The 19,240-nt window shown below is 71.5% G+C and carries 13 protein-coding genes; 9 read left to right on the top strand and 4 right to left on the bottom strand.

Annotated features, from left to right (window positions below; genetic code table 11):
* Nucleotides 1-11: 11 nt before the first annotated feature.
* Nucleotides 12-401, bottom strand: a complete 390-nt coding sequence (locus RT054_RS05105) for an SRPBCC family protein (RefSeq protein ID WP_313022422.1) — start codon at nt 399-401, stop codon at nt 12-14.
* 228 nt (nt 402-629) lie between these two features.
* On the opposite strand from RT054_RS05105, the gene hppD reads away from it, so the two are divergent.
* Nucleotides 630-1,835: a 4-hydroxyphenylpyruvate dioxygenase gene (gene hppD / locus RT054_RS05100; RefSeq protein WP_313022421.1), complete on the top strand. Its 1,206-nt coding sequence runs from the start codon at nt 630-632 to the stop codon at nt 1,833-1,835.
* A gap of 121 nt (nt 1,836-1,956) precedes the next feature.
* Here hppD and RT054_RS05095 read toward each other — a convergent pair whose 3' ends face one another.
* Together RT054_RS05095 and RT054_RS05090 are read right to left on the bottom strand one after the other, a co-directional pair.
* Complete coding sequence (locus tag RT054_RS05095; protein WP_313022420.1) at nt 1,957-2,868, bottom strand: alpha/beta hydrolase; 912 nt, start codon at nt 2,866-2,868, stop codon at nt 1,957-1,959.
* 184 nt (nt 2,869-3,052) lie between these two features.
* Nucleotides 3,053-4,606 carry a sugar transferase gene (locus RT054_RS05090; protein ID WP_312718107.1) on the bottom strand — a complete coding sequence of 518 codons (1,554 nt, stop codon included), beginning with the start codon at nt 4,604-4,606 and terminating at the stop codon, nt 3,053-3,055.
* Nucleotides 4,607-5,046: 440 nt separating this feature from the next.
* Here RT054_RS05090 and RT054_RS05085 point away from each other — a divergent pair, with 440 nt between their 5' ends.
* From RT054_RS05085 to RT054_RS05065, 5 genes are all read left to right on the top strand, one after another.
* Nucleotides 5,047-7,368 (top strand): glycosyltransferase, encoded by a 2,322-nt coding sequence (locus RT054_RS05085; protein ID WP_313022417.1) that lies wholly within the window; start codon nt 5,047-5,049, stop codon nt 7,366-7,368.
* Between the two features lie 342 nt (nt 7,369-7,710).
* Nucleotides 7,711-9,756, top strand: a complete 2,046-nt coding sequence (locus RT054_RS05080; protein WP_313022416.1) for a malectin domain-containing carbohydrate-binding protein — start codon at nt 7,711-7,713, stop codon at nt 9,754-9,756.
* Nucleotides 9,757-9,969: 213 nt separating this feature from the next.
* A complete protein-coding gene (locus RT054_RS05075; protein WP_313022414.1) occupies nt 9,970-11,529 on the top strand; it encodes a glutamine synthetase family protein in 1,560 nt (519 codons plus the stop codon).
* Between the two features lie 130 nt (nt 11,530-11,659).
* Entirely contained in the window at nt 11,660-12,376 is a 717-nt protein-coding gene (locus RT054_RS05070) for a DUF6308 family protein (protein ID WP_312722698.1), read from the top strand.
* A 119-nt stretch (nt 12,377-12,495) separates the two neighbouring features.
* Nucleotides 12,496-13,749, top strand: coding sequence for a DUF445 domain-containing protein (locus tag RT054_RS05065; RefSeq protein ID WP_313022413.1), 1,254 nt, complete (start codon nt 12,496-12,498; stop codon nt 13,747-13,749).
* A gap of 76 nt (nt 13,750-13,825) precedes the next feature.
* Here RT054_RS05065 and RT054_RS05060 read toward each other — a convergent pair whose 3' ends face one another.
* On the bottom strand, nt 13,826-15,667 hold the full coding sequence (locus RT054_RS05060; protein ID WP_313022412.1) for a long-chain fatty acid--CoA ligase: 1,842 nt from the start codon (nt 15,665-15,667) through the stop codon (nt 13,826-13,828).
* A gap of 200 nt (nt 15,668-15,867) precedes the next feature.
* On the opposite strand from RT054_RS05060, the gene RT054_RS05055 reads away from it, so the two are divergent.
* The 3 genes from RT054_RS05055 to RT054_RS05045 are packed head-to-tail and all read left to right on the top strand — an operon-like array spanning nt 15,868 to nt 19,234.
* Nucleotides 15,868-17,370: an ABC transporter substrate-binding protein gene (locus RT054_RS05055; protein WP_312722640.1), complete on the top strand. Its 1,503-nt coding sequence runs from the start codon at nt 15,868-15,870 to the stop codon at nt 17,368-17,370.
* 11 nt (nt 17,371-17,381) lie between these two features.
* Nucleotides 17,382-18,320 (top strand): ABC transporter permease, encoded by a 939-nt coding sequence (locus RT054_RS05050; protein ID WP_313022411.1) that lies wholly within the window; start codon nt 17,382-17,384, stop codon nt 18,318-18,320.
* Entirely contained in the window at nt 18,317-19,234 is a 918-nt protein-coding gene (locus RT054_RS05045) for an ABC transporter permease (RefSeq protein WP_312722636.1), read from the top strand. Before RT054_RS05050 ends, RT054_RS05045 begins: the two co-directional genes overlap by 4 nt.
* Nucleotides 19,235-19,240: the final 6 nt, after the last annotated feature.

Here is a 19,240-nt window from a genome sequence, read left to right as displayed (position 1 = left end):
CTCGGACGGGCTCAGATCTCCCGTCGGCAGAGGCGTCGGAGAGCGACCCGGGCCGGTGGGCCGTAGGTGAGGGCGACGACGGGGGGTGCGTCCATCGTCAGTCCCGCGGTGGTGCCGCCGTCGTGCTCCCGCAGGTCGTGGCGCATCCGGATGTCCAGCCCCGCAAGGGCCACGGTCCAGGACCACGACAGGTCTGCCTCGTCGACGCGATCGACGCGGAACGGCACGGCGGTGCCGAGCGGTCCGCGGACGAGGCCGTGCAGCCCCGGGACGAGGTGAGTGCCGTCGGCGTCGACGGCACGGATCTGCGGTGACCACCGCGGCCAGACCGACAGATCGGCGTACCGCGACCAGGCGGTCGCCACATCGACCGGGCCGTCGACCTCGATGCGCCGTCTCATGCGCGGGTCCCTCTCTCCTGCGGTCGGCGATGTCCGCCGCCCTCGTGCGTCGGCGCTCCACGTCGGGGCGTCCGACCCTCCCGCCGAGGAGTCGCGCCTCGGCGGTGTCGGGGTCCCAGCGTCTCAGACCCGGGACGCTGACCTGCGACGGCACCCGGGAACCGGTGTCCACGACCGAGTTCCCCGGTTCTTCTCGCCCGGCGATGCGATCTGCGACACACTCGAGGCATGTCAGAGACCTTTGAACTCACGAACCAGGAGCGCGAGGCCGACCTCTCGCCGGAGCAGCTCAAGCAGCTCGTCGGACTCGTCGAGTACGACGTCGAGAAGGACCCGTTCCCCGTCACCGGGTGGGACGCGATCGTCTTCGTCGTCGGCAACGCCACGCAGGCGGCCCACTACTACCAGTCCGCGTGGGGCATGACCCTCGAGGGTTACTCGGGCCCCGAGACCGGCAACCGCGACCACAAGGCGTTCGTGCTGCGGTCCGGCTCCATCCGCTTCGTCCTCAAGGGCGGCGTCGACCCCGACAGCCCCCTGCTGGACCACCAGCGCCGCCACGGCGACGGTGTCATCGACATCTCGCTCGAGGTCCCCGACGTCGACAGGTGCATCGAGCAGGCGAAGCGCGCCGGTGCGACCGTCGTCGAGGAGCCGCACGACATCAGCGACGGCCACGGCACCGTGCGCCTCGCGACGATCGCGACCTACGGCGAGACCCGCCACACGCTCGTCGACCGTTCGCGCTACGACGGCCCCTACCTGCCCGGCTACGTCGAGCGCACCTCCTCCTACGAGAAGCGCCCCGACGCGCCCAAGCGCATCTTCCAGGCCCTCGACCACATCGTCGGCAACGTCGAGATGGGCAAGATGGACGAGTGGGTCGCGTTCTACAACCGGGTCATGGGCTTCGTCAACATGGCCGAGTTCATCGGCGACGACATCGCGACCGAGTACTCGGCGCTCATGAGCAAGGTCGTGGCCAACGGCAACCACCGGGTCAAGTTCCCGCTCAACGAGCCTGCGGTCGGCAAGAAGAAGAGCCAGATCGACGAGTACCTCGAGTTCTACCGCGGCGCAGGCGCCCAGCACCTGGCCCTCGCCACGGGTGACATCCTCCGCACGGTCGACGAGCTGCGCAAGGAGGGCGTCGAGTTCCTCTCCACGCCCGACTCCTACTACGAGGACGAGGAACTGCGCCGCCGCATCGGTGAGGTCCGCGTCCCCATCGAGGAACTGCAGAGCCGCGGCATCCTCGTCGACCGCGACGAGGACGGATACCTCCTGCAGATCTTCACCCGCCCCCTCGGCGACCGTCCGACGGTGTTCTTCGAGCTCATCGAACGCCACGGGTCGCTCGGGTTCGGCAAGGGCAACTTCCAGGCCCTCTTCGTCGCGCTCGAGCGCGAGCAGGACCTCCGCGGCAACCTCTGAGTGTCCTGGCGCCGGCACGCCCGACGAGGGCGCCGGTCCTCCTTCCGGGGAGGGGCCGGCGCCGTCGTCCGCGTGTCCCGGCGCGACCGGACGGGCCTCGAGACGGCCGCGGTCGATCCCGTCAGCGGTCGGCGTTCCGGCTCGTGCGCCGGAGGAACCCGTCGACGAGGGCGATGTAGGCGGGCCGATCCTGGAAGTAGGCGCCGCAGTGGTCCACGCCGGGGTAGGTGACGAACTCGACCGTGCCCGGCGCGGCGGCCTCGACGAGTTGCTCGGCGTGCGAGTAGGGGATGACCCGGTCGTCGGTCCCGTGGAGCAGGAGGACGGGTCGGGGGGCGAGCCGGTCCATGACGTCGAGGGGTCGCACCTGAGCGAAGCCGTATCCGTACCGCAGGCGGTTGACGAGGTTCGCCGCCGGAACGAGCTGCCCCGAGGGCAGGCGATACCGGCGGATCGCGGCCCCGACGACGTCGCTCATCGTCGCGAACGGGGAGTCGAGGACGAGGGCCTCGATCCGGCGGTCGTACGCCGCGGTGAGGGCCGCGGTCGCCGCCCCCATCGAGAAGGCGACGACGGCGATCCGCGCGTCGGGGCGCCGCTGCGCGACCCAGTCCAGGGCGGCGGTGAGATCGAGCTGCTCGTGGTGCGCGAGGGACTGCCGCCCGTCCCCGGAGTCGCCGTTGCCGCGAAAATCGAACATGAGGACCGAGTGCCCGGCGCGGTACAGCCCCGAGCCGATGCCGAGCATGTCGGCCTTGTTGCCTCGGTGCCCGTGGCAGCACACGACGACGGTGTCGGAGTCGGGATCGTCGAGATACCAGCCGACGAGCGGGACGCCGTCGGTTGCGGAGAAGCGCGCGTCCTCGGCGTCGAGCCCCAGCTCGAACGGGGAGAACGTGTAGGGCAGCGGGGGCCGTCGGGGTTCGTTGAGGGTCCACGCCGCGAACGCCCCCACGGCGGCCGCGCTCAGACCCAATCCACTCGTGAGCAGACCCGCCGCCCCCGCGATGCGTCGACCGTGCCTGGTTGCCATGTGTGTCCCTCCTGCGGTCCGTCGCCGCACCTCGCCGGGTCGGCCCGAGGGGACCTTAGCCCGCCGTCGGCGTCGGTGGGACGCGGGGTGGGCCGGACGGGACATGGCCGAGGCGGGGGAGTCACGAACGGGGTGGCCCACCAGGTCGGTGGGCCACCCCGTTCGTGGTGGGTGCGGTCGGGCGTCAGTAGGCACCGTTGCTGGTGACGACCGCCTTGAAGGTGCGGAACAGGATCTGCAGGTCGACGATGGGCGACCAGTTGTCGACGTACCGCAGGTCGAGGCGGATCGACTGCTCCCAGTCGAGGTTGCTCCGACCACTGATCTGCCACAGGCCCGTCATGCCCGGGCGGACGTGCAGACGACGCATCGCGTCGGGCTCGTACTGCTCGACCTCGGCCTGGCTCTGCGGGCGCGGACCCACGAGTGACATGTTGCCGATGAGCACGTTGAGCAGCTGGGGCAGTTCGTCGAGGGAGAACCTGCGCAGGAACGTCCCGATCGGGGTGATGCGCGGGTCCTTCTTCATCTTGAACTGCACCGCGTTGCCCTCGTTGTGCTGCAGGAGCGAGGCGAGCTGCTTCTCCGCGTCGACGACCATCGTGCGGAACTTGTAGATGGTGAAGAACTCTCCGCCGACGCCGACGCGCTTCTGCCGGAACAACACCGGGCCGGGCGAGGTGAGCTTGATGGCGGCGGCGATCCCCAGGAACACCGGCGCGAGCAGCACGACGAGGATGCCCGCGATCGTGCGGTCCATGAGGCTCTTGAGGATGACCGAGCGGCGCGTGGCCGCGGGGCGCTCGATGTGCAGCAGCGACATGTCGTTCGACTGGCGAAGCGAGAGCCGCGGGCCGGCGACGTCGAGCAGGCCGGTGGACACGACGAGTTCGACGTCACGCTCCTCCAACGCCCAGGCGAGGCGGCGCAGACCCTTGCCGTGGAGCTCGGGGTGGCTCGTGACCGCCACGACCTCGGCGTCGCACAGGTCCACGGCGGAGACCGCGTCGAGCGCGGACCCCATGACCGGCACGCCCTCGATGGTCGTCGTGGTGTTGAAGTCGTCACTGACGCTGGAGGTGCACACCGCGACGACGTCCAGACCCTGGTCGGGGGAGGACTTGATGTTGCGGATGAGGTCGGCCGCCGCGTCGGCCCGGCCGACGACGACCGTGCGCTGCGTGAGGCGACCCGCTCGACGGTGGCGGTGCAGCCACGTGCGCATGAGACGCCGCACGAGCAGACCGAGCGCGAACAGCCCGATGACGAGGGTGATGACGTAGAGACGGCTCCACTGCGCCTTGACGAAGAGGCCGCCGATGGCGAGCAACGACAGGAGCCCGACGACGGCGCGGCCGACGGCGCGGTACTCCTCCTCGCTGACCCCCAGGTAGCGCCGCTCGTAGGCGCGGGACAGCCCGAGGGCGAGGACCCACAGGAACGGCATCACGAGACTGGCCGCGATGTAGGACGCGTTCATGTCGGCGCGGCCCGGGCCGACCGCGAGTGCCAGCGCGACGGTGGCGCAGGCGGTGATGACGTCCCAGAAGACGAGGCGTTGCAGATAGGTGTGCGACCACGACCCGGCGCGGGACGCGACCGAGAAGATGTCGCCGTCGATCGATGGCGCGAATGCGGTGCTTCCCCCCGGCACCTGCACGCGCTCGGTCGCGACGCGCGGACGACGGGCACGGCGGTGCACCGGCCGCGTGGCGGCTTCGCGTTCGTGAATGGACAAATCAAGCCTCCGTGTTTCGACACGGCCCGAGTCGATCGGCATCGCTCGGCCCCCAGATTCCCCTTGGAGTCCGCGTCGGGTTCCTCCCCGCTGCGCCCCGAGGCGACCCCCGCCCGCGCCGTACGGCCTCGCGAAGAGCGAGCCGTGAGGGCGTGGACAGCACCTCGAAGAACAGACGACCGACTTGGACGGTGGTCCCACTCTAGCGAGCCACACGGTCTCGATCCAGCCGATCTCCACCGATGTGGCGCACGGGCGTCCGTCCTGGTCGGGCGCCCTGATGGGCACCTTACTGCCCCAACGGATCCGACACGCGGGTGGGGGGTGACGATGTCGTGTGCATCCCAGCGCGGTTGCTGCGTGTCATACCCCGGCGGCTAGGGTGAACGTCGCCGTCTGCAGCGATCCGGCTGCAGCCGCACGACCTGGGGGGAGAGGTCATGACCTCATCGACGACGCCCGTCGCGGGAGCGAGCGGGCGGACCGCGAGCGCGGATCGGGCGCATTCCGTGCACACCGATCACGCGGACCACGAGAGCCGGACGACCGGCGGGGCCGCGACGCCGCAGGGGCACTCCTACGAGGTCGTCCTCGTCACCTACAAGAGCCGTGCGCACGTCGAGGACCTCGTGGGCGGCTGGGGGCCCGACGTCGCCGTCGCGCTCGTCGACAACGGTCGTGGCGTCGACGGCCTCGCCGAATGGGCCGCCGCGCGACCGCAGGTCCGCTACCTCGACGGCGGGTCGGTCGGGTTCGCCCGTGCTGCGAACGCCGGGGCGTTCTCCTCGAGCGCCGAGTTCGTCGTCTTCGTCAACCCCGACTCGCGCCCCGCCGTCGCCGACCTCCACGCCCTCGTCGACGGCCTCGCGGCCGATCCGGTGTCGGCGTCGCACGCGGCGACGATGGCGGGACGCGAGGGCGACGTCGAGATCGGCGTCGCCGGCTGGGAACCCGACGTGTGGCGCACCGCCGCCTACGCCGCCGGACTCCACAAGGTCTGGCCGCGGGTGGGCGTCTACGCCAAGCCCGAGCTCGGCGACCCGCTGCGCGTCGACTGGACGACCGGGGCGTGCATGGCCGTCCGCACCGCGCAGTTCGTCCGCCTGCGCGGGTTCGACGAGTCCTTCTTCGTGTACTCCGAGGACATGTCGTTCGGTCGCCGAGCCCGCGCCGCCGGGCTGCGGCAGGTCCTCCGCCCCGACGTCGTCGTCGCGCACGGCGCCGGGTCCTCCGGCGCCCCCTCGGCCGAGATGATGCGCCTCAAGGGCGCCTCGTTCCGCAACTACGTCCACCGTTACCACCCGGGCGCCCCGGCGAGCGTCATGTCGGGGAGCCTCGCCGTGGGGTACCTGGCGCGCTCGGTGCGCGAGCGGGCGCGGGGCGACGAGGCGTTGGCGTCGCTCTTCCGGGCCCAGGCCCAGGGGCTGTCGACCGGGCGCGCGTTCGTCGGCGGCCAGGAGGTCGCCCAGGCCCGGATGGTCGAGACCGCCGCGGCCGAGGGGCACGCTCCTCGGGCCCGCCGCGCTCGTGGCGCGCACGGGACCCCGGCGGAGGCCGTCGAGGTGGCCGCTCGCCCGATCCTGCTCGTCACCAAGGAGTTCGGTGAGCCCGCCACCTCCGGCGGGATGCTGCGCACGCTCGCGCTGGCCCGGTGGCTCGCGCGGCGCGCGAACGTCGTCGTCGTCGCCCCGACGGGCGTCACCGGTGTCCGACGACTGCCGGAGAGTGGGGAGATCGTCCTCGAGGAGCTCCGCGCGGCGCCGACCCGGTCGCCGTTCGCCGACGCCCTCACCCTGCCGCGGTACCGCTCCATCGGCGCACCCCGTACGTGCGGGGCGGCGCTGATCGAGGGGCTCACCGACACCCTGGGTGAACTCGGGCCGTTCGGTGTCGCCGTCGTCGACCACACCTGCCTGTTCGGCGTCGCCGACCTGCTGCCCGCGGACCTGCCCGTCGTGCTCAGCACCCACAACGTCGAGTCCGACCTCATGCGGCAGCGGGCCGGGGCGGAGAAGGGCGCGATGAAGGTCGCCGCGCACGTCGAGGCGGGCCTGCTCCGTCGTCTCGAACGATCCGTCGGGGCCGGGTACCCGACGGTCGTCTGCACCCGGCACGATGCGGAGGCCGCCCGTGAGGACGGCGCCCCCGAGGTCGTCGTCGGCCGCAACGGCGTCACCCCGCCCAGCGGTCTGGACCGGGAACGCGCCGTCGCCGACAACCCGCTCGGTGTCGAACTGCTCTTCACGGGCGCCCTGGACTGGCGGCCCAACGTCGGCGGCATCCTCTGGCTCGTCGAGAGCCCCCAGTGGGCGCGGTTCGTCGCCGCCCACCCCGGGGTCGTGCTCACGGTCGCCGGGCGCAACCCCTCGGCGGACTTCCGTGCCCGTCTCGAGGCCGCGCCGGGGGTGCGGGTCGAGGCCGACGTGCCGAGCATGCGTCCGCTCCTGGAGCGCGCCCGTCTCGGTGTCGCGCCGCTCCTCGAGGGCGGCGGTTCGCGCATCAAGCTGCTCGAGTACATCGCGCACGGCCTCCCCTCGGTGTCGACGCTCGTCGGGGCCTCGGGTCTCGACGGGCTGCCCGAGGGCGCCGTGCGGCAGACCCCGCAGGATCTGGACGCGTTCTGCGCGGCGCTGCACTCCGAGCTCGCCGGTGGTCCCGTGACCCTGCCCCGTGCGCAGGTCGAGGAGATGCTCGAGGTCTACGGCTGGGACACCGCCCTCGAACCGGCCGCCGCCGTGCTGCCGGCCGGGTACGCCGGCTGACGTCCCGACGCCCGCCCGGCCGATCTCGCGTCCGCTCCCGGCCCAGGCGTCGCCGGGCCGGATCCGCGTTCGTCGGGCGCGCGGGAGGCGCGGGCCGTCTCACGGCCGGTCTCGGATGCCGGACACGGGGTTGCCTGGCCGGTCCGTCGTCGCCGAACGGTCGCCTCCACGACGGCCGGCCGTAACCTGATGGGAGGCAGCGTCGTTCGTCACTCGCAGGGTCGGCGGAGGCGGTGTGGGCGCGGATGGTGATGCATCCTTCGGCAGATCCCGTCCTCATGGGCGTGTCGGCGTGGTCGATCGGCAGGCGTCTCGACCCCCTGCCGAAGGATCACCCGCCACATGCCTTCCACCGCCACGCTCCGCCCTGCTTCCGTGATGACCGCGGTCGCGATCGCCCTGTCCGCCACCGCCACCGGCGCCCTCCTGGTCGCCCCGAGCGCCGAGGCCGCGCCCGGGGACAGCTTCCGCATGACCGTCGCGCCGTCGAGCTACACGTCCTCGGACGGCACCGCCTGGGCCGCCCGCTCCGGGTTCGACGGGGGTGACTACTCGCCGTCGTACACCTCGGGGACCATCCGTGGGGCCTCGGACTCCCGTCTCTACTACCCCGAACTCGTCCGCTTCCGCAGCTGGTCCAAGCCCGTCGAGAACGGCACCTACCGCGTCACGCTCAAGATGCGTGAGCAGTGGTGGACCCAGCCCGGTCAGCGCGTCTTCGACGTGACGGCCGAGGGTGCCACGGCGCTGTCGAACGTCGACATCGTCGCCGCCGTCGGCAAGGACGCCGCCTACGACCGCAGCTTCGACGTGAAGGTGAGCGACGGCCGCCTCGACCTCGGGTTCCCGTGGAAGAAGGACTCCGCGCTGCTCTCGGCCCTGCAGGTCACCCGCATCGACTCGACGCCGACCCCGACGCCGACACCGACGCCGACCCCCACGCCCTCCACGGGCTCGGTCGTCGCGCGCGTCGGGGCGACCTCCACCCCCGTCAAGGACGCCGCCGGGAACACCTACGAGGCCGCGTCGGGCTTCAACCGCGGCGACGTGTGGTACGCGCAGAGCACCATCGCGAAGACCCCCGACCAGACTCTGTACCGCCCCGAGAAGGTGCGCCTCGACACGTGGAGCAGGGCTGTTCCCAACGGCACCTACGACGTCACCCTCAAGATGCGGGAGGCCTACTTCTCCTCGGCCCGCCAGCGCGTCTTCGACGTGTACGCCGAGGGCACGCGGGTCATCGCCGATCTCGACATCCTCGCCGCCGCGGGCCGCAACACCGCCTACGATCGCACGATCCGCACGACGGTGACCGACGGCCGGCTCGACCTCAAGTGGGTCGCGAAGGTCGACAACGCCCTCGTGTCCGCCATCGTCGTCACCAAGGCCACGGGTGGCTCGACGCCGGCGCCCACCCCGACCCCCACCCCGACTCCCACCCCCACCCCCACCCCGACCCCGACGAAGCCCTCGAACCCCACGCCTCCGTCGAGCGGCACGGGCAAGATGAGCGGCATGTACTGGGACTCGGGGATGTACCCGATGAACCGCGCCGCCGAGGTGAGCAAGTGGGAGGCGAACCGGGGCCGCAAGGTGGACGTCGTCACCGTCTTCCCCAGCCGTGAGTCGTGGGACTCCATGCAGAGCACGTGGTTCATGGACGACCAGCGCATCCCGGCCGGCTACAAGGGCACCCTCGACGTCGGCGTGCCGCTGTGGCCCAACGACGGCAATCTCGCCACCGCCAAGGCCGGCGGCTACAACGCGCAGTGGGAGCGCCTCGCCCGCAACATCGCCGCGGAGTACCCCGACGCCTACATCCGCCTCGGCTGGGAGATGAACCTCCCCGGCTGGAAGGCCGCTGCCTGGGCGAACAGCGCCGAGGACTGGAAGACCGCCTACCGGCAGGCCGTCACGTCCATCCGCAAGGGCGGGCCGAACCTGCGCATCGCCTGGGTCGTCAACGAGGGCCCCGGGCAGACCGGAACCCGCGACGCCCGCATGTTCTACCCCGGCGACGCCTACGTCGACTACATCGGCATGGACGCCTACGACTGGGACCCGCGGTACACGACGGACGCCAACATCGCCTACCACCGCGACGGCGACTACGGCTGGAACTTCTGGCTCAACTTCGCCAAGCAGCACAACAAGAAGTTCGTCCTCCCCGAGTGGGGCATCGCCCGCGCCAACCCCAACGGCGGCGGCGACAACCCGAAGTACATCAACTTCGTCTACGACTGGATGCTGAAGAACCGCGACTGGATCCAGTACGAGAGCTACTTCGACGAGACCGAGGCCTACATCCGCTCGGACCTCTTCACCGGCTACAACCCGCAGGCCACCGCGGAGTACAAGCGGTGGATGTCCCTGCTCGGCCGCTCCTGATCGTTTCGGCCCCTGCCCGCCGACGGCCCGTCACCCTCTGTGGTGGCGGGCCGTCGCCCGTGGGGTGGATGAACCCTCGCGGGTGTCGGGGCGGGCGCGGGAGGCGTGCGGTCCCGCGTGAGGGGAACAGGGGAGGGCTCTCGGGAATCCCGAACGCGGGACGCGGGAGCGTCGGTCGGGCGAGGATGAAGGCCCCGCGTGAAGGAGACGACGATGTCCGACCGGCCCGCCCGACAGAGCACCACCGCCCCCTCGGCGCAGCCCGGCGCGACCCGGGCGCCCGCGGCAGAACGACCGGACCTGCACCCCCACCCGCTCGTGCGGCTGCTCGGCAAGCCGGCCGCGGAGTTCACCCGCGCCGACCTCGTGCGGGCGGTGGAGGAACTCGGCATCCGCATGCTCGACCTGCGGTACGTCGCGGGGGACGGCAGGCTCAAGAAGCTCAACTTCGTCATCAACGGCCGCGACCATCTCGAGTCGATCCTCACCTACGGGGAACGCGTCGACGGCTCGAGCCTGTTCTCGTTCGTCGCCGCGCAGTCGAGCGACCTCTACGTCGTCCCGCGCTACCGCACGGCGTTCCTCAACCCCTTCGCCGAGGAGCCGACGCTGGACCTGCTGTGCTCCTTCTACGACGGCAGCGGCGCCCCGCTCGCCTCGGCCCCGGAGTACGTCCTGCGCAAGGCCGCCCGGTCGCTCGCGGAGCGCACGGGTACCCGACTCGAGGCCCTCGGGGAACTCGAGTACTACGTGTTCGACGAGGTCGATTCCATCTACCCGGTCGTCGAGCAGCGCGGCTACCACGAGTCCCATCCGTTCAGCAAGTGGGGCCTCATCCGACGCGAGGCGATGCGGCACCTCGCGCAGATGGGCGCGCAGATCAAGTACGGCCACGCCGAGGTGGGCAACATCATCCAGGGCGGCCGGGAGATGGTGCAGGGCGAGATCGAGTTCCTGCCCGTGCCCGTCGAGGACGCCGCCGACCAGATCGTCCTCGCCAAGTGGGTGCTCCGCGAGGTCGCCTACCGCCACGGTCTCGAGGTGAGCTTCGCCCCCAAGATCGTCGTCGGGCAGGCCGGCAGCGGCTTCCACGTCCACACCCGCCTCGTCCGCGGTGACGAGAACGCCTTCGTCGGGGAGGACGGACTCTCCGACGACGCGCGCAGGGTCATCGCCGGGTACCTGAAGCTGGCGCCCTCGCTGACGGCGTTCGGCAACACCGTCCCGACCTCCTACCTGCGGCTCGTCCCCCATCAGGAGGCGCCGACGAGCATCTGCTGGGGCGACCGCAACCGCTCGGTGCTCGTGCGCGTCCCGCTGGGCTGGGCCGGGGTCGGCGACTCGATGCTGCGCGACGCCAACCCGAACGAACCCGCCGACGCGATGCCCCACCGCATCGACCCGCAGACCGTGGAGATCCGCAGCGGCGACGGGTCGGCGGCGGTGCACCTCTACCTCGCGGCGCTGACGGTGGCGGCCCGCCACGGACTGGAGAGCGAGGATTCGCTCGAGGAGGCGCGCCGGCTCTACGTGAGCGAGGACGCGAGCGAGGTCCCCGACCTCGCCCAGCTCCCCGCCTCGTGCGTCGAGTCGGCGAGGGCCCTGCGTCGGATGCGCGAGGTGTACGAGGAGGACGACGTCTTCCCCGCCGGCCTCCTCGACGCGACCGCCGAGAAGCTCGAGGGCTACGACGACCTGGGCCTCAGCGAACGTCTCGAGGGCGACGTCGAGGCCCTCGGCGCGCTCGTGGAACGGTACCTGCACTGCGGGTGAACCCGCGCCGGGCGCATCCCCGGTCCGTGCGGCCGTGATGCCCGCCACCGGGGACGCATCCGTGCGCAGCAGGTCCACGCGCCCCTCTACGCTGGTGGGGCAGAGACGTCGACGAGGGGAAAGAGTCACCATGGCCGAGTTCACGCTGCCCGTTCCGGAGGACTGGCGCCGCGCCGAACCGTTCTACGAGGGGGCCCTCGACCGCGCCCTCACGGTGCTCCGTGACCCGCGCACCCCCGAGCGTCTGTCGCGGTACTACAGCCGTTCGAGCAACTACGCCGGTGCGGCGTTCACGCTGCTCGGCGACGACGAGCCGGGTCAGGTCACCGAGCGCGACCTGCTCGCGGTCAGCCTGCTCGACGCCCCCATCCCACCCGCGATGCTGCGCGCGCTGCTGTACGAGGACGAGACGCGGACCCGGGTGGCCGCGCTGCTGTCGGAGGACCGGCTCCCGGTCGGGGCCAAGCTCGAGGAGGTCACCCCGGAGCTCCTCGCCGCGATGGACGAGCTCTACACGACCCTGCGCGCCCTCGTCCCCACCGGCCGGGTGCGGGAGGGCTACCAGGTCGACTGGATCACCGCGGCCAAGCTCTGCGCCCGCAAGCGGCCCGACCTCTTCCCGATCCGCGACGAGATCGTCTGCCGGTATCTCGGTACCTGGCCCTCGCGGTACCAGATCGACTGGCAGGTGTTCGCGCGCGTCATCGGCGAGCAGGAGGTCAGGGACCGCCTCACCCGCCTCGTCGCGCGTGTCGCCGAGAGCCCGGGCGTCGACGTCGGCGACCCGACGCACCTCCTGCGACACCTCGACGTCTGCCTCTGGATGCACGCGCCGCACCGCTTCTGAGCATCCGCGCGGTGCGGAGGGCCACCCTCCCGGCGCCCCGCCTCGGAGACAGGAACTCCATCGACGTCGTCGGTCGACCCCGGCCGACGACGCCGGTGTCACGGGGGGAGAATCGGCCCATGACCACCACCCTTGCGCTCACCGAGGCCGACGAGGAACGTCGGGCCGCGCTCACCCGGATGCGCACCCTCGCGAGCGGTCTCTTCGTCCTCGCGATCGTCGTGTTCGTGCTCACGCTGCACCGCGGCGGGGCGCTCGGGTACGTCAACGCGACGGCCGAGGCGGCGATGGTCGGTGCGCTCGCGGACTGGTTCGCCGTCACGGCGTTGTTCCGCCACCCTCTCGGCATCCCGATCCCGCACACGGCGCTCGTGCCCCGCAAGAAGGACACCTTCGCGAAGTCCCTCGAGGACTTCGTCTCCGGTCACTTCCTCACCGGCGATGCGGCCCGCGCCCGCTTCCTCAGCTCCGACGCCACGTCGCGGTTCGGCCGGTGGCTCGCCGTTCCCGCCAACGCCGACCGGGTCGTCGTCCACGGCGCGAGCCTCGCCTCGCGGGCGATGGATCACGTCACCGACGGTGAGGTCCGCGAGATCGTCGTCCACTCGGTGCTGCCGCGGTTGGTCGCCGAACCCCTCGCGCCCCTCGTCGGCACCCTGCTCGAGCAGGTGGTCGAGGACGACGTCCACCGGCACCTCGTCGATCTCTGCGTCGTCGAGGCCCACGACTGGCTGCTCGACAACCCCGAGAAGTTCGCCGCGGTCGTCGGGGAGCGGGCGCCGACGTGGACCCCTCTCTGGGTCAACACCCTCGTCCTCGACCGGTTGCACACGGAGGCCCTCCGGTGGGTCGCCGACGTGCGCGACGATCCTCGCCACCGCATGCGCCTCGCCGTCGACGACCTGCTGCGCGATCTCGCCCGCAACCTCCGCGAGGACCCCGCGACGATGGCGCGCGCCGAGGAACTCAAGACGACCTTCCTCGAGCACCCGCAGACCCTCGAGACCGGGATGGGGCTCTGGGCCATCCTGCGCCGCACGCTCCTCGACGCGCTCGACGAACCCGACGGGCGCCTCCGCACCCGGGTCCACGCCGAACTCGTCGAGCTCGGCGGGCGGCTGCAGACCGACCCCGAGCTCCGCGCGCGCGTCGATCGTCGGGTCGCCGACGCCGTGGCCGGCATCGTCGACACCTACGGCGCCGAGCTCGTCCCCGTCATCTCCCAGGTCATCGAGCAGTGGGACGGCAAGGAGGCGGCCGACCGCATCGAACTCCACGTCGGACGCGATCTGCAGTTCATCCGCATCAACGGCACCGTCGTCGGTGGTCTCGCCGGTCTGCTCATCCACACGGTGAGCCAGCTGGCGCTCTGAGCCGGGCCACTCGGCGCCCACGCCGGTTGCCGGGTCGGTGGCCCGGGTCGGTCGACGCCGTGGTCGACCGCCGTGGTCAACCGCCGTACATGTCGTCGACGAGGTGGGCGTAGCGCCGCTCGACGGGACCGCGCTTGACCTTGAGGGTCGGGGTGAGTTCGCCCGCGTCCATGGAGAGGGGCTCGGCGAGCAGCCGGAACTTCTGGATGCGCTCGTACCGCGCCGAGTTGCGGCCGAGGCGACCGATGAGCTCGTCGTAGTAGGCCTCGACCTCGCCCAGGGCGAGCAGATCGTCGTCGGTGTCGGCGTCCCACCCCTTGTCGTCGGCTCGGGCGCGGAGCTCCTCGAAGGCCGGCTGGATCAGTGCGGTGAGGTAGGGGCGTGCGTCGCCGATGACGACCGCGGCCTCGACGAGCGGGTCGGCGGTGAGGGCGGACTCGATGGGGCCGGGGGCGACGTTCTTGCCCTGCATCGTGACGATGAGGTCCTTGATGCGGTCGGTGATGACGAGGAACCCCTGCGTGTCGATGTGCCCGATGTCGCCGGTGTGGAACCACCCCTCGGCGTCGATGACCTCCGAGGTCCCGTCGGGGCGCCCGAAGTACCCGGGGGTGACGTTGTCGCCGCGCACGAGGATCTCGCCGGACTCGGCGGCGATGCGCACCATCGTGCCGGGCACGGGGCGCCCGGCCGTGCCGCTCTTCACGGCCCCGGGGGCGTTGCACGAGACCAGTGGTGAGGTCTCGGTGAGGCCGTAACCCTGGTAGATCGGCAGGCCCGCGGCGAGGAAGAACTCCTCGACCTCGCGGCGCAGCGGCGCGCCCCCGGCGGCCATCACGCACTTGGGTCCACCGACGACGTCGCGGACGTTGTGGAGGACGAGCCGGTCGGCGAGCTTGTGTCGCACGGCGAGGGAGCGCGGGATGGGGCGGCCCTCGCGGCGACGCTCCTCGTAGTCGGCCCCGACGCGCAGGCCCCAGTCGAACAGGCGGCGCTTGGCGCCCTCACCGGCGAGGGCGTACGCGCCGGCGTAGACCTTCTCGTACAGCCGGGGGACGGACACGAACGACACCGGCTGGATGTCGAGCATCGCCGATGCGACGACCTTGGGGTCGGTCACCGAACAACTCTGCATGCCGGCGCCGAGGACGACGTACGTCCAGGCCCGCTCGTAGGCGTGACTGAGCGGCAGGAACGACATGTTGCGCTCGCCGCGGGGCATGTCGAACAGCGTCTCGATGGCCGTGAGCTGGTGGACGTAGGCGCGCTGGGTGATGACGACGCCCTTGGGATCGCCGGTCGTGCCGGAGGTGTAGACGATCGTCACCGGGTCGTCGTCGTCGACCTCGGACTCCCGGGCGCGCAGGTCGGCCTGGATCCGCGAGAGCGTGTCGGCGTCGTCGGGCACGGTGCCGAGCAGGTCGGCGAGAGTGCGCACGTGGGCGCCCTCGGTGCCGTCGTCGGCGCGGCCGCCGTCGTCGTCGGCGTGGCGGTCACCGGGCAGGAGGATGCAGGGCATCGCCGCGTCGAGGTCGTCGTTCTCCGTGAGGGCGACCTGCGCCCGGGCCAGGAGGTCCGGGGTACCGCAGACGAGGACGCGGGAACCGCTGTCGCGCAGGCCGTGCGCGATCTGGTGGGGCGTGTTCGTCGTGTACACGGGCACGCTGACGAGGCCGGCGCGCAGGCACGCGACGTCGACCATCGACCACTCGGGGGAGTTGCCCGCGAGGATCGCGACCCGGTCGCCCGGCGAGAGCCCGAGCGCGAGCAGCGCGGTGGCGAGCCGGGCGGAGACCGTGTCCAGCTCTCCGTAGGTCGTCGTCACCCAGTCGCCGCGGCGGCGGACGCGCAGAGCGACGAGGTCGGCGTTCTCGCGGAGGCTGGTGGCGATCCACGACGTGAGGGTGCGGTGCGACACGTGAGCTCCTGGGAGGATGTGGGGCGGCTGACCTACTCCACCGTAAGTTACGCGATTCGTGGGTCCCTGGGTGGGGAACGTCTCACCTGCGGAGGCGACGGGTGGGCTACCGTCGTCTGGGCCTGCCGCCTTCCCCGGTACACCCGCCGGTCACGTCGCATCAGGACCTGCCGCTCACGTCTCACCAGGAGTCTCACCCCATGCGCCGACTCGCCGCGCTGCTTCTCGCAGGATCCGTGACCCTCACCGCCTGCTCGGCCGGGGCCGGTGACTCCGGGCAGGGTCCCTCGAGTGCGCCGTCGACCGACCTCGCGGTCGGGATGGTGGCCGAACCCGCCAACCTCGACTTCACGACGACCGACGGTGCCGCCATCCCGCAGGCGTTGCTCGACAACGTCTACGAGGGCCTGGTCGCCGTCGACGACGAGGGCGGGATCGTGCCGCGGCTCGCCAAGAGCTGGGACATCTCACCCGACCGCCGGACCTACACCTTCCACCTCGTCGAGGGCGCGACGTTCAGCAACGGGGCGCCGTTCACCGCCGAGGACGCCGTGTTCTCCCTCGACCGGGTGAAGAAGGACTGGACCACCTCGCTCGCGGCCGCGATGAACGTCGTCGAGAAGGCCGAGGCCAAGGACGACGCCACGCTCGTCGTCACCCTGGCGCGCCCGAGCAACGACTGGCTGTACCGCATGACGACCCGCGTCGGGGCGATGTTCAGCCGCACCGGGGTGGCGGACCTGGCGACCAAACCCGTCGGCACCGGTCCCTACACCGTCGACGCCTGGACGCGGGGCGACTCCCTGCACCTCGCGCGTCGCGGCGACTACTGGGGCAGCGCGCCCTTCTTCTCCGGGGTCACCCTCAAGTACTTCAAGGACCCGACGGCGCTCAACAACGCACTCCTCACCGACGCGATCGACGTGGTCTCCACGGTCCAGGCGCCCGAGTCGCTCGGGCAGTTCACGAGCGACGACCGGTTCCAGGTCATCGAGGGCACGACGAACGGCGAGGTCGTCCTGTCGTTCAACCAGGCCAGGGCCCCCTTCGACGACCCCAAGGTGCGTCGCGCCGCCCGCCAGGCCATCGACACGAAGTCCCTCATGGAGAGCTGCTGGGCGGGCCGCGGCACGCTCATCGGCAGCATGGTCCCGCCGACCGACCCGTGGTACGAGGACCTCACCGGGGTGCGTCCGTACGACCTCGCCGCCGCCAAGGCCACCCTCGCGAGCAGCACCCACCCCGGCGCCACCGTGCGTCTCCGGCTGCCCACGCTGCCGTACGCCACCTCGTGCGGTCAGGTCGTCAAGAGCGACCTCGAGAAGGCCGGCTTCACCGTCCAGCTCGACCAGCTCGAGTTCCCCGCCGCGTGGATCACGCAGGTGATGAAGAACGGTGATTACGACGCCTCGATCGTCGCGCACGTCGAGCCCCGCGACCTGCCCACCCTCTACGGCAACCCCGAGTACTACCTGCACTACGACAACCCCGCGGTGAAAGCGGCGATCGCGGCCGCCGACGCCGGGGACGAGAACACGCAGATCGCCAAGATGAAGGAGGCCGCCCGCCTCATCAGCGAGGACGACGCCTCCGAGTGGCTGTTCCTCCTGCCCAACCTCATGGTGGCGACGAAGGACATCAAGGGGCTGCCCGAGAACGCCGTCGGTGAGTCCTTCGACGTCACCGGGCTGTCGAGAGGCTGACCCGGCCCACCATGCGCATCCTCCGACGCGTCCTCGGCCTGCTGATCGCGGTGGTCCTCGGCTCCGTGCTCGTCTTCGCGTTCATGCAGATCCTGCCGGGCGACCCCGCCCGGGTGGCGCTCGGACTCAACGCCAGCGAGGAGGCCGTCGCCCGCCTGCGCGCCGACTTCGGGCTCGACCAGCCCCTCCTCGCGCGGTACCTGTCATGGGTCGGTGGCCTGCTCACCGGCGACTTCGGCGTGAGCTACCTGTCGCGCATGCCGATCGGGCCGCAGATCGCCGACCGTCTCGGCGTCACCGCCTGGCTCGTCGGCACGGCGATGGTCGTGGCCGTCCTCCTCGCGGTGCCGCTCGGCACGATCGCCGCGTGGCGGCACCGCCACCCGCTCGGGGTGAGCCTCTCGGCGCTCTCGCAGGTCGGCATGGCGATCCCCTCGTTCCTCGCGGGCGTGCTCCTCATCGCCCTGTTCGCGGTGCGGCTGCGATGGTTGCCCGCGGGGGGATGGGCCGCTCCGTCGGCCGATCCCGTCGCGTTCCTGCGGGCGCTCGTCCTCCCGGCGCTCGCGCTCGGGCTCGTCCAGGCCGCCGTGCTCACCCGCTACGTGCGTTCCGCCGTCCTCGACGTGCTGCGGGAGGACTACCTGCGCACCGCGCGCGCCAAGGGGTTCCCGCCGCTGGCCGCCCTCGTGCGGCACGGTCTGCGCAACGCCTCGATCCCCGTCGTCACGGTGCTCGCCCTCCAACTCACGACGATGCTCATCGGCGCCGTCGTCGTCGAGCGGGTCTTCGTCGTGCCGGGCCTCGGCAGCCTCCTGCTCGACGCCGTCGGCAACCGCGACCTGCTCGTCGTGCAGAACGTCGTCATGGTGCTCGTCGTCTCCGTCGTCGCCGTCAACCTGCTCGTCGAGGTGCTGTACGCGCTGCTCGACCCGAGGTCGGTGCGGCGATGAACACCCGGAACACCCGGAACACCCGGAGAAGGCGGCGGGCGGTCGAGCTCGGGCCGGTCGGGTCGCGTGAACTCGTGCGCCTCGTGCCGCGTCGGCGCCGGCGCATCGACGCCTCGTTGTGTGTCGGGGCGGTCCTCGTGGGACTGCTCGTGCTCGTGGCGCTCGCCTCGTTCGTGTGGACGCCGCACGACCCCGTCGCGATGGAGGCCTCGACGAGGCTCGCGCACCCCGGGCCCGAACACTGGCTCGGCACCGACAAGTTCGGCCGCGACGTCGCGAGCCAGATCATGGTCGGCGCCCGCACGACACTGCTCGTCGGGTGTGTCGCCCTGGGGGTCGCGGCGCTCGTCGGGGTGCCGCTCGGCATCCTCGCCGCGATGGGACCGGCGTGGCTCGGGCGGGTCCTCATGCGCGGCTCGGACATCCTGCTCGCGTTCCCCGCGCTCCTGCTCGCGATCATGCTCAGCGCCGTCTACGGCGGCAGCACGACGATCGCGATGATCGCCATCGGCATCGCCTCGATCCCGACGTTCGTGCGAGTCACGCGCTCGGGGGCGTTGACCGTCCTGCACGCCGAATTCGTCCTCGCGGCGCGCGCGGCCGGGCGTTCCGGCCTCGCGATCGCGTGGCGGCACGTCCTCCCCAACGTCATCGGGCTCGTCATCGTGCAGGCCTCGGTCGCGTTCGCCATGGCGATCCTCGCGGAGGCCGCGCTCAGCTTCCTCGGCCTCGGCACCCCGCCCCCGACCCCCTCGTGGGGTCGGATGCTGCAGGAGAGTCAGGAACTGCTCTGGTCCGCGCCGCGCCTCGCCGTGTACCCCGGCGTCGCGATCGCCCTCGCGGTGCTCGGCTTCAACCTTCTCGGCGACGGTCTGCGCGACGTCCTCGACCCGCGCCTCGGGGACCGCTCATGAGGACGG

This window comes from Mobilicoccus sp., assembly GCF_032060985.1.
Lineage (GTDB): Bacteria > Actinomycetota > Actinomycetes > Actinomycetales > Dermatophilaceae > Mobilicoccus.
Note: the sequence above shows the minus strand (reverse complement) of the source record. Positions and strands in the feature narration are given on the sequence as shown.

Coding starts and splice junctions, on each gene's coding strand:
- RT054_RS05105 (WP_313022422.1), bottom strand. CDS start 401: ATGAGACGGCGCATCGAGGTCGACGGCCCGGTCGATGTGGCGACCGCC.
- hppD (WP_313022421.1), top strand. CDS start 630: ATGTCAGAGACCTTTGAACTCACGAACCAGGAGCGCGAGGCCGACCTC.
- RT054_RS05095 (WP_313022420.1), bottom strand. CDS start 2,868: ATGGCAACCAGGCACGGTCGACGCATCGCGGGGGCGGCGGGTCTGCTC.
- RT054_RS05085 (WP_313022417.1), top strand. CDS start 5,047: ATGACCTCATCGACGACGCCCGTCGCGGGAGCGAGCGGGCGGACCGCG.
- RT054_RS05080 (WP_313022416.1), top strand. CDS start 7,711: ATGCCTTCCACCGCCACGCTCCGCCCTGCTTCCGTGATGACCGCGGTC.
- RT054_RS05075 (WP_313022414.1), top strand. CDS start 9,970: ATGTCCGACCGGCCCGCCCGACAGAGCACCACCGCCCCCTCGGCGCAG.
- RT054_RS05070 (WP_312722698.1), top strand. CDS start 11,660: ATGGCCGAGTTCACGCTGCCCGTTCCGGAGGACTGGCGCCGCGCCGAA.
- RT054_RS05065 (WP_313022413.1), top strand. CDS start 12,496: ATGACCACCACCCTTGCGCTCACCGAGGCCGACGAGGAACGTCGGGCC.
- RT054_RS05055 (WP_312722640.1), top strand. CDS start 15,868: ATGCGCCGACTCGCCGCGCTGCTTCTCGCAGGATCCGTGACCCTCACC.
- RT054_RS05050 (WP_313022411.1), top strand. CDS start 17,382: ATGCGCATCCTCCGACGCGTCCTCGGCCTGCTGATCGCGGTGGTCCTC.
- RT054_RS05045 (WP_312722636.1), top strand. CDS start 18,317: ATGAACACCCGGAACACCCGGAACACCCGGAGAAGGCGGCGGGCGGTC.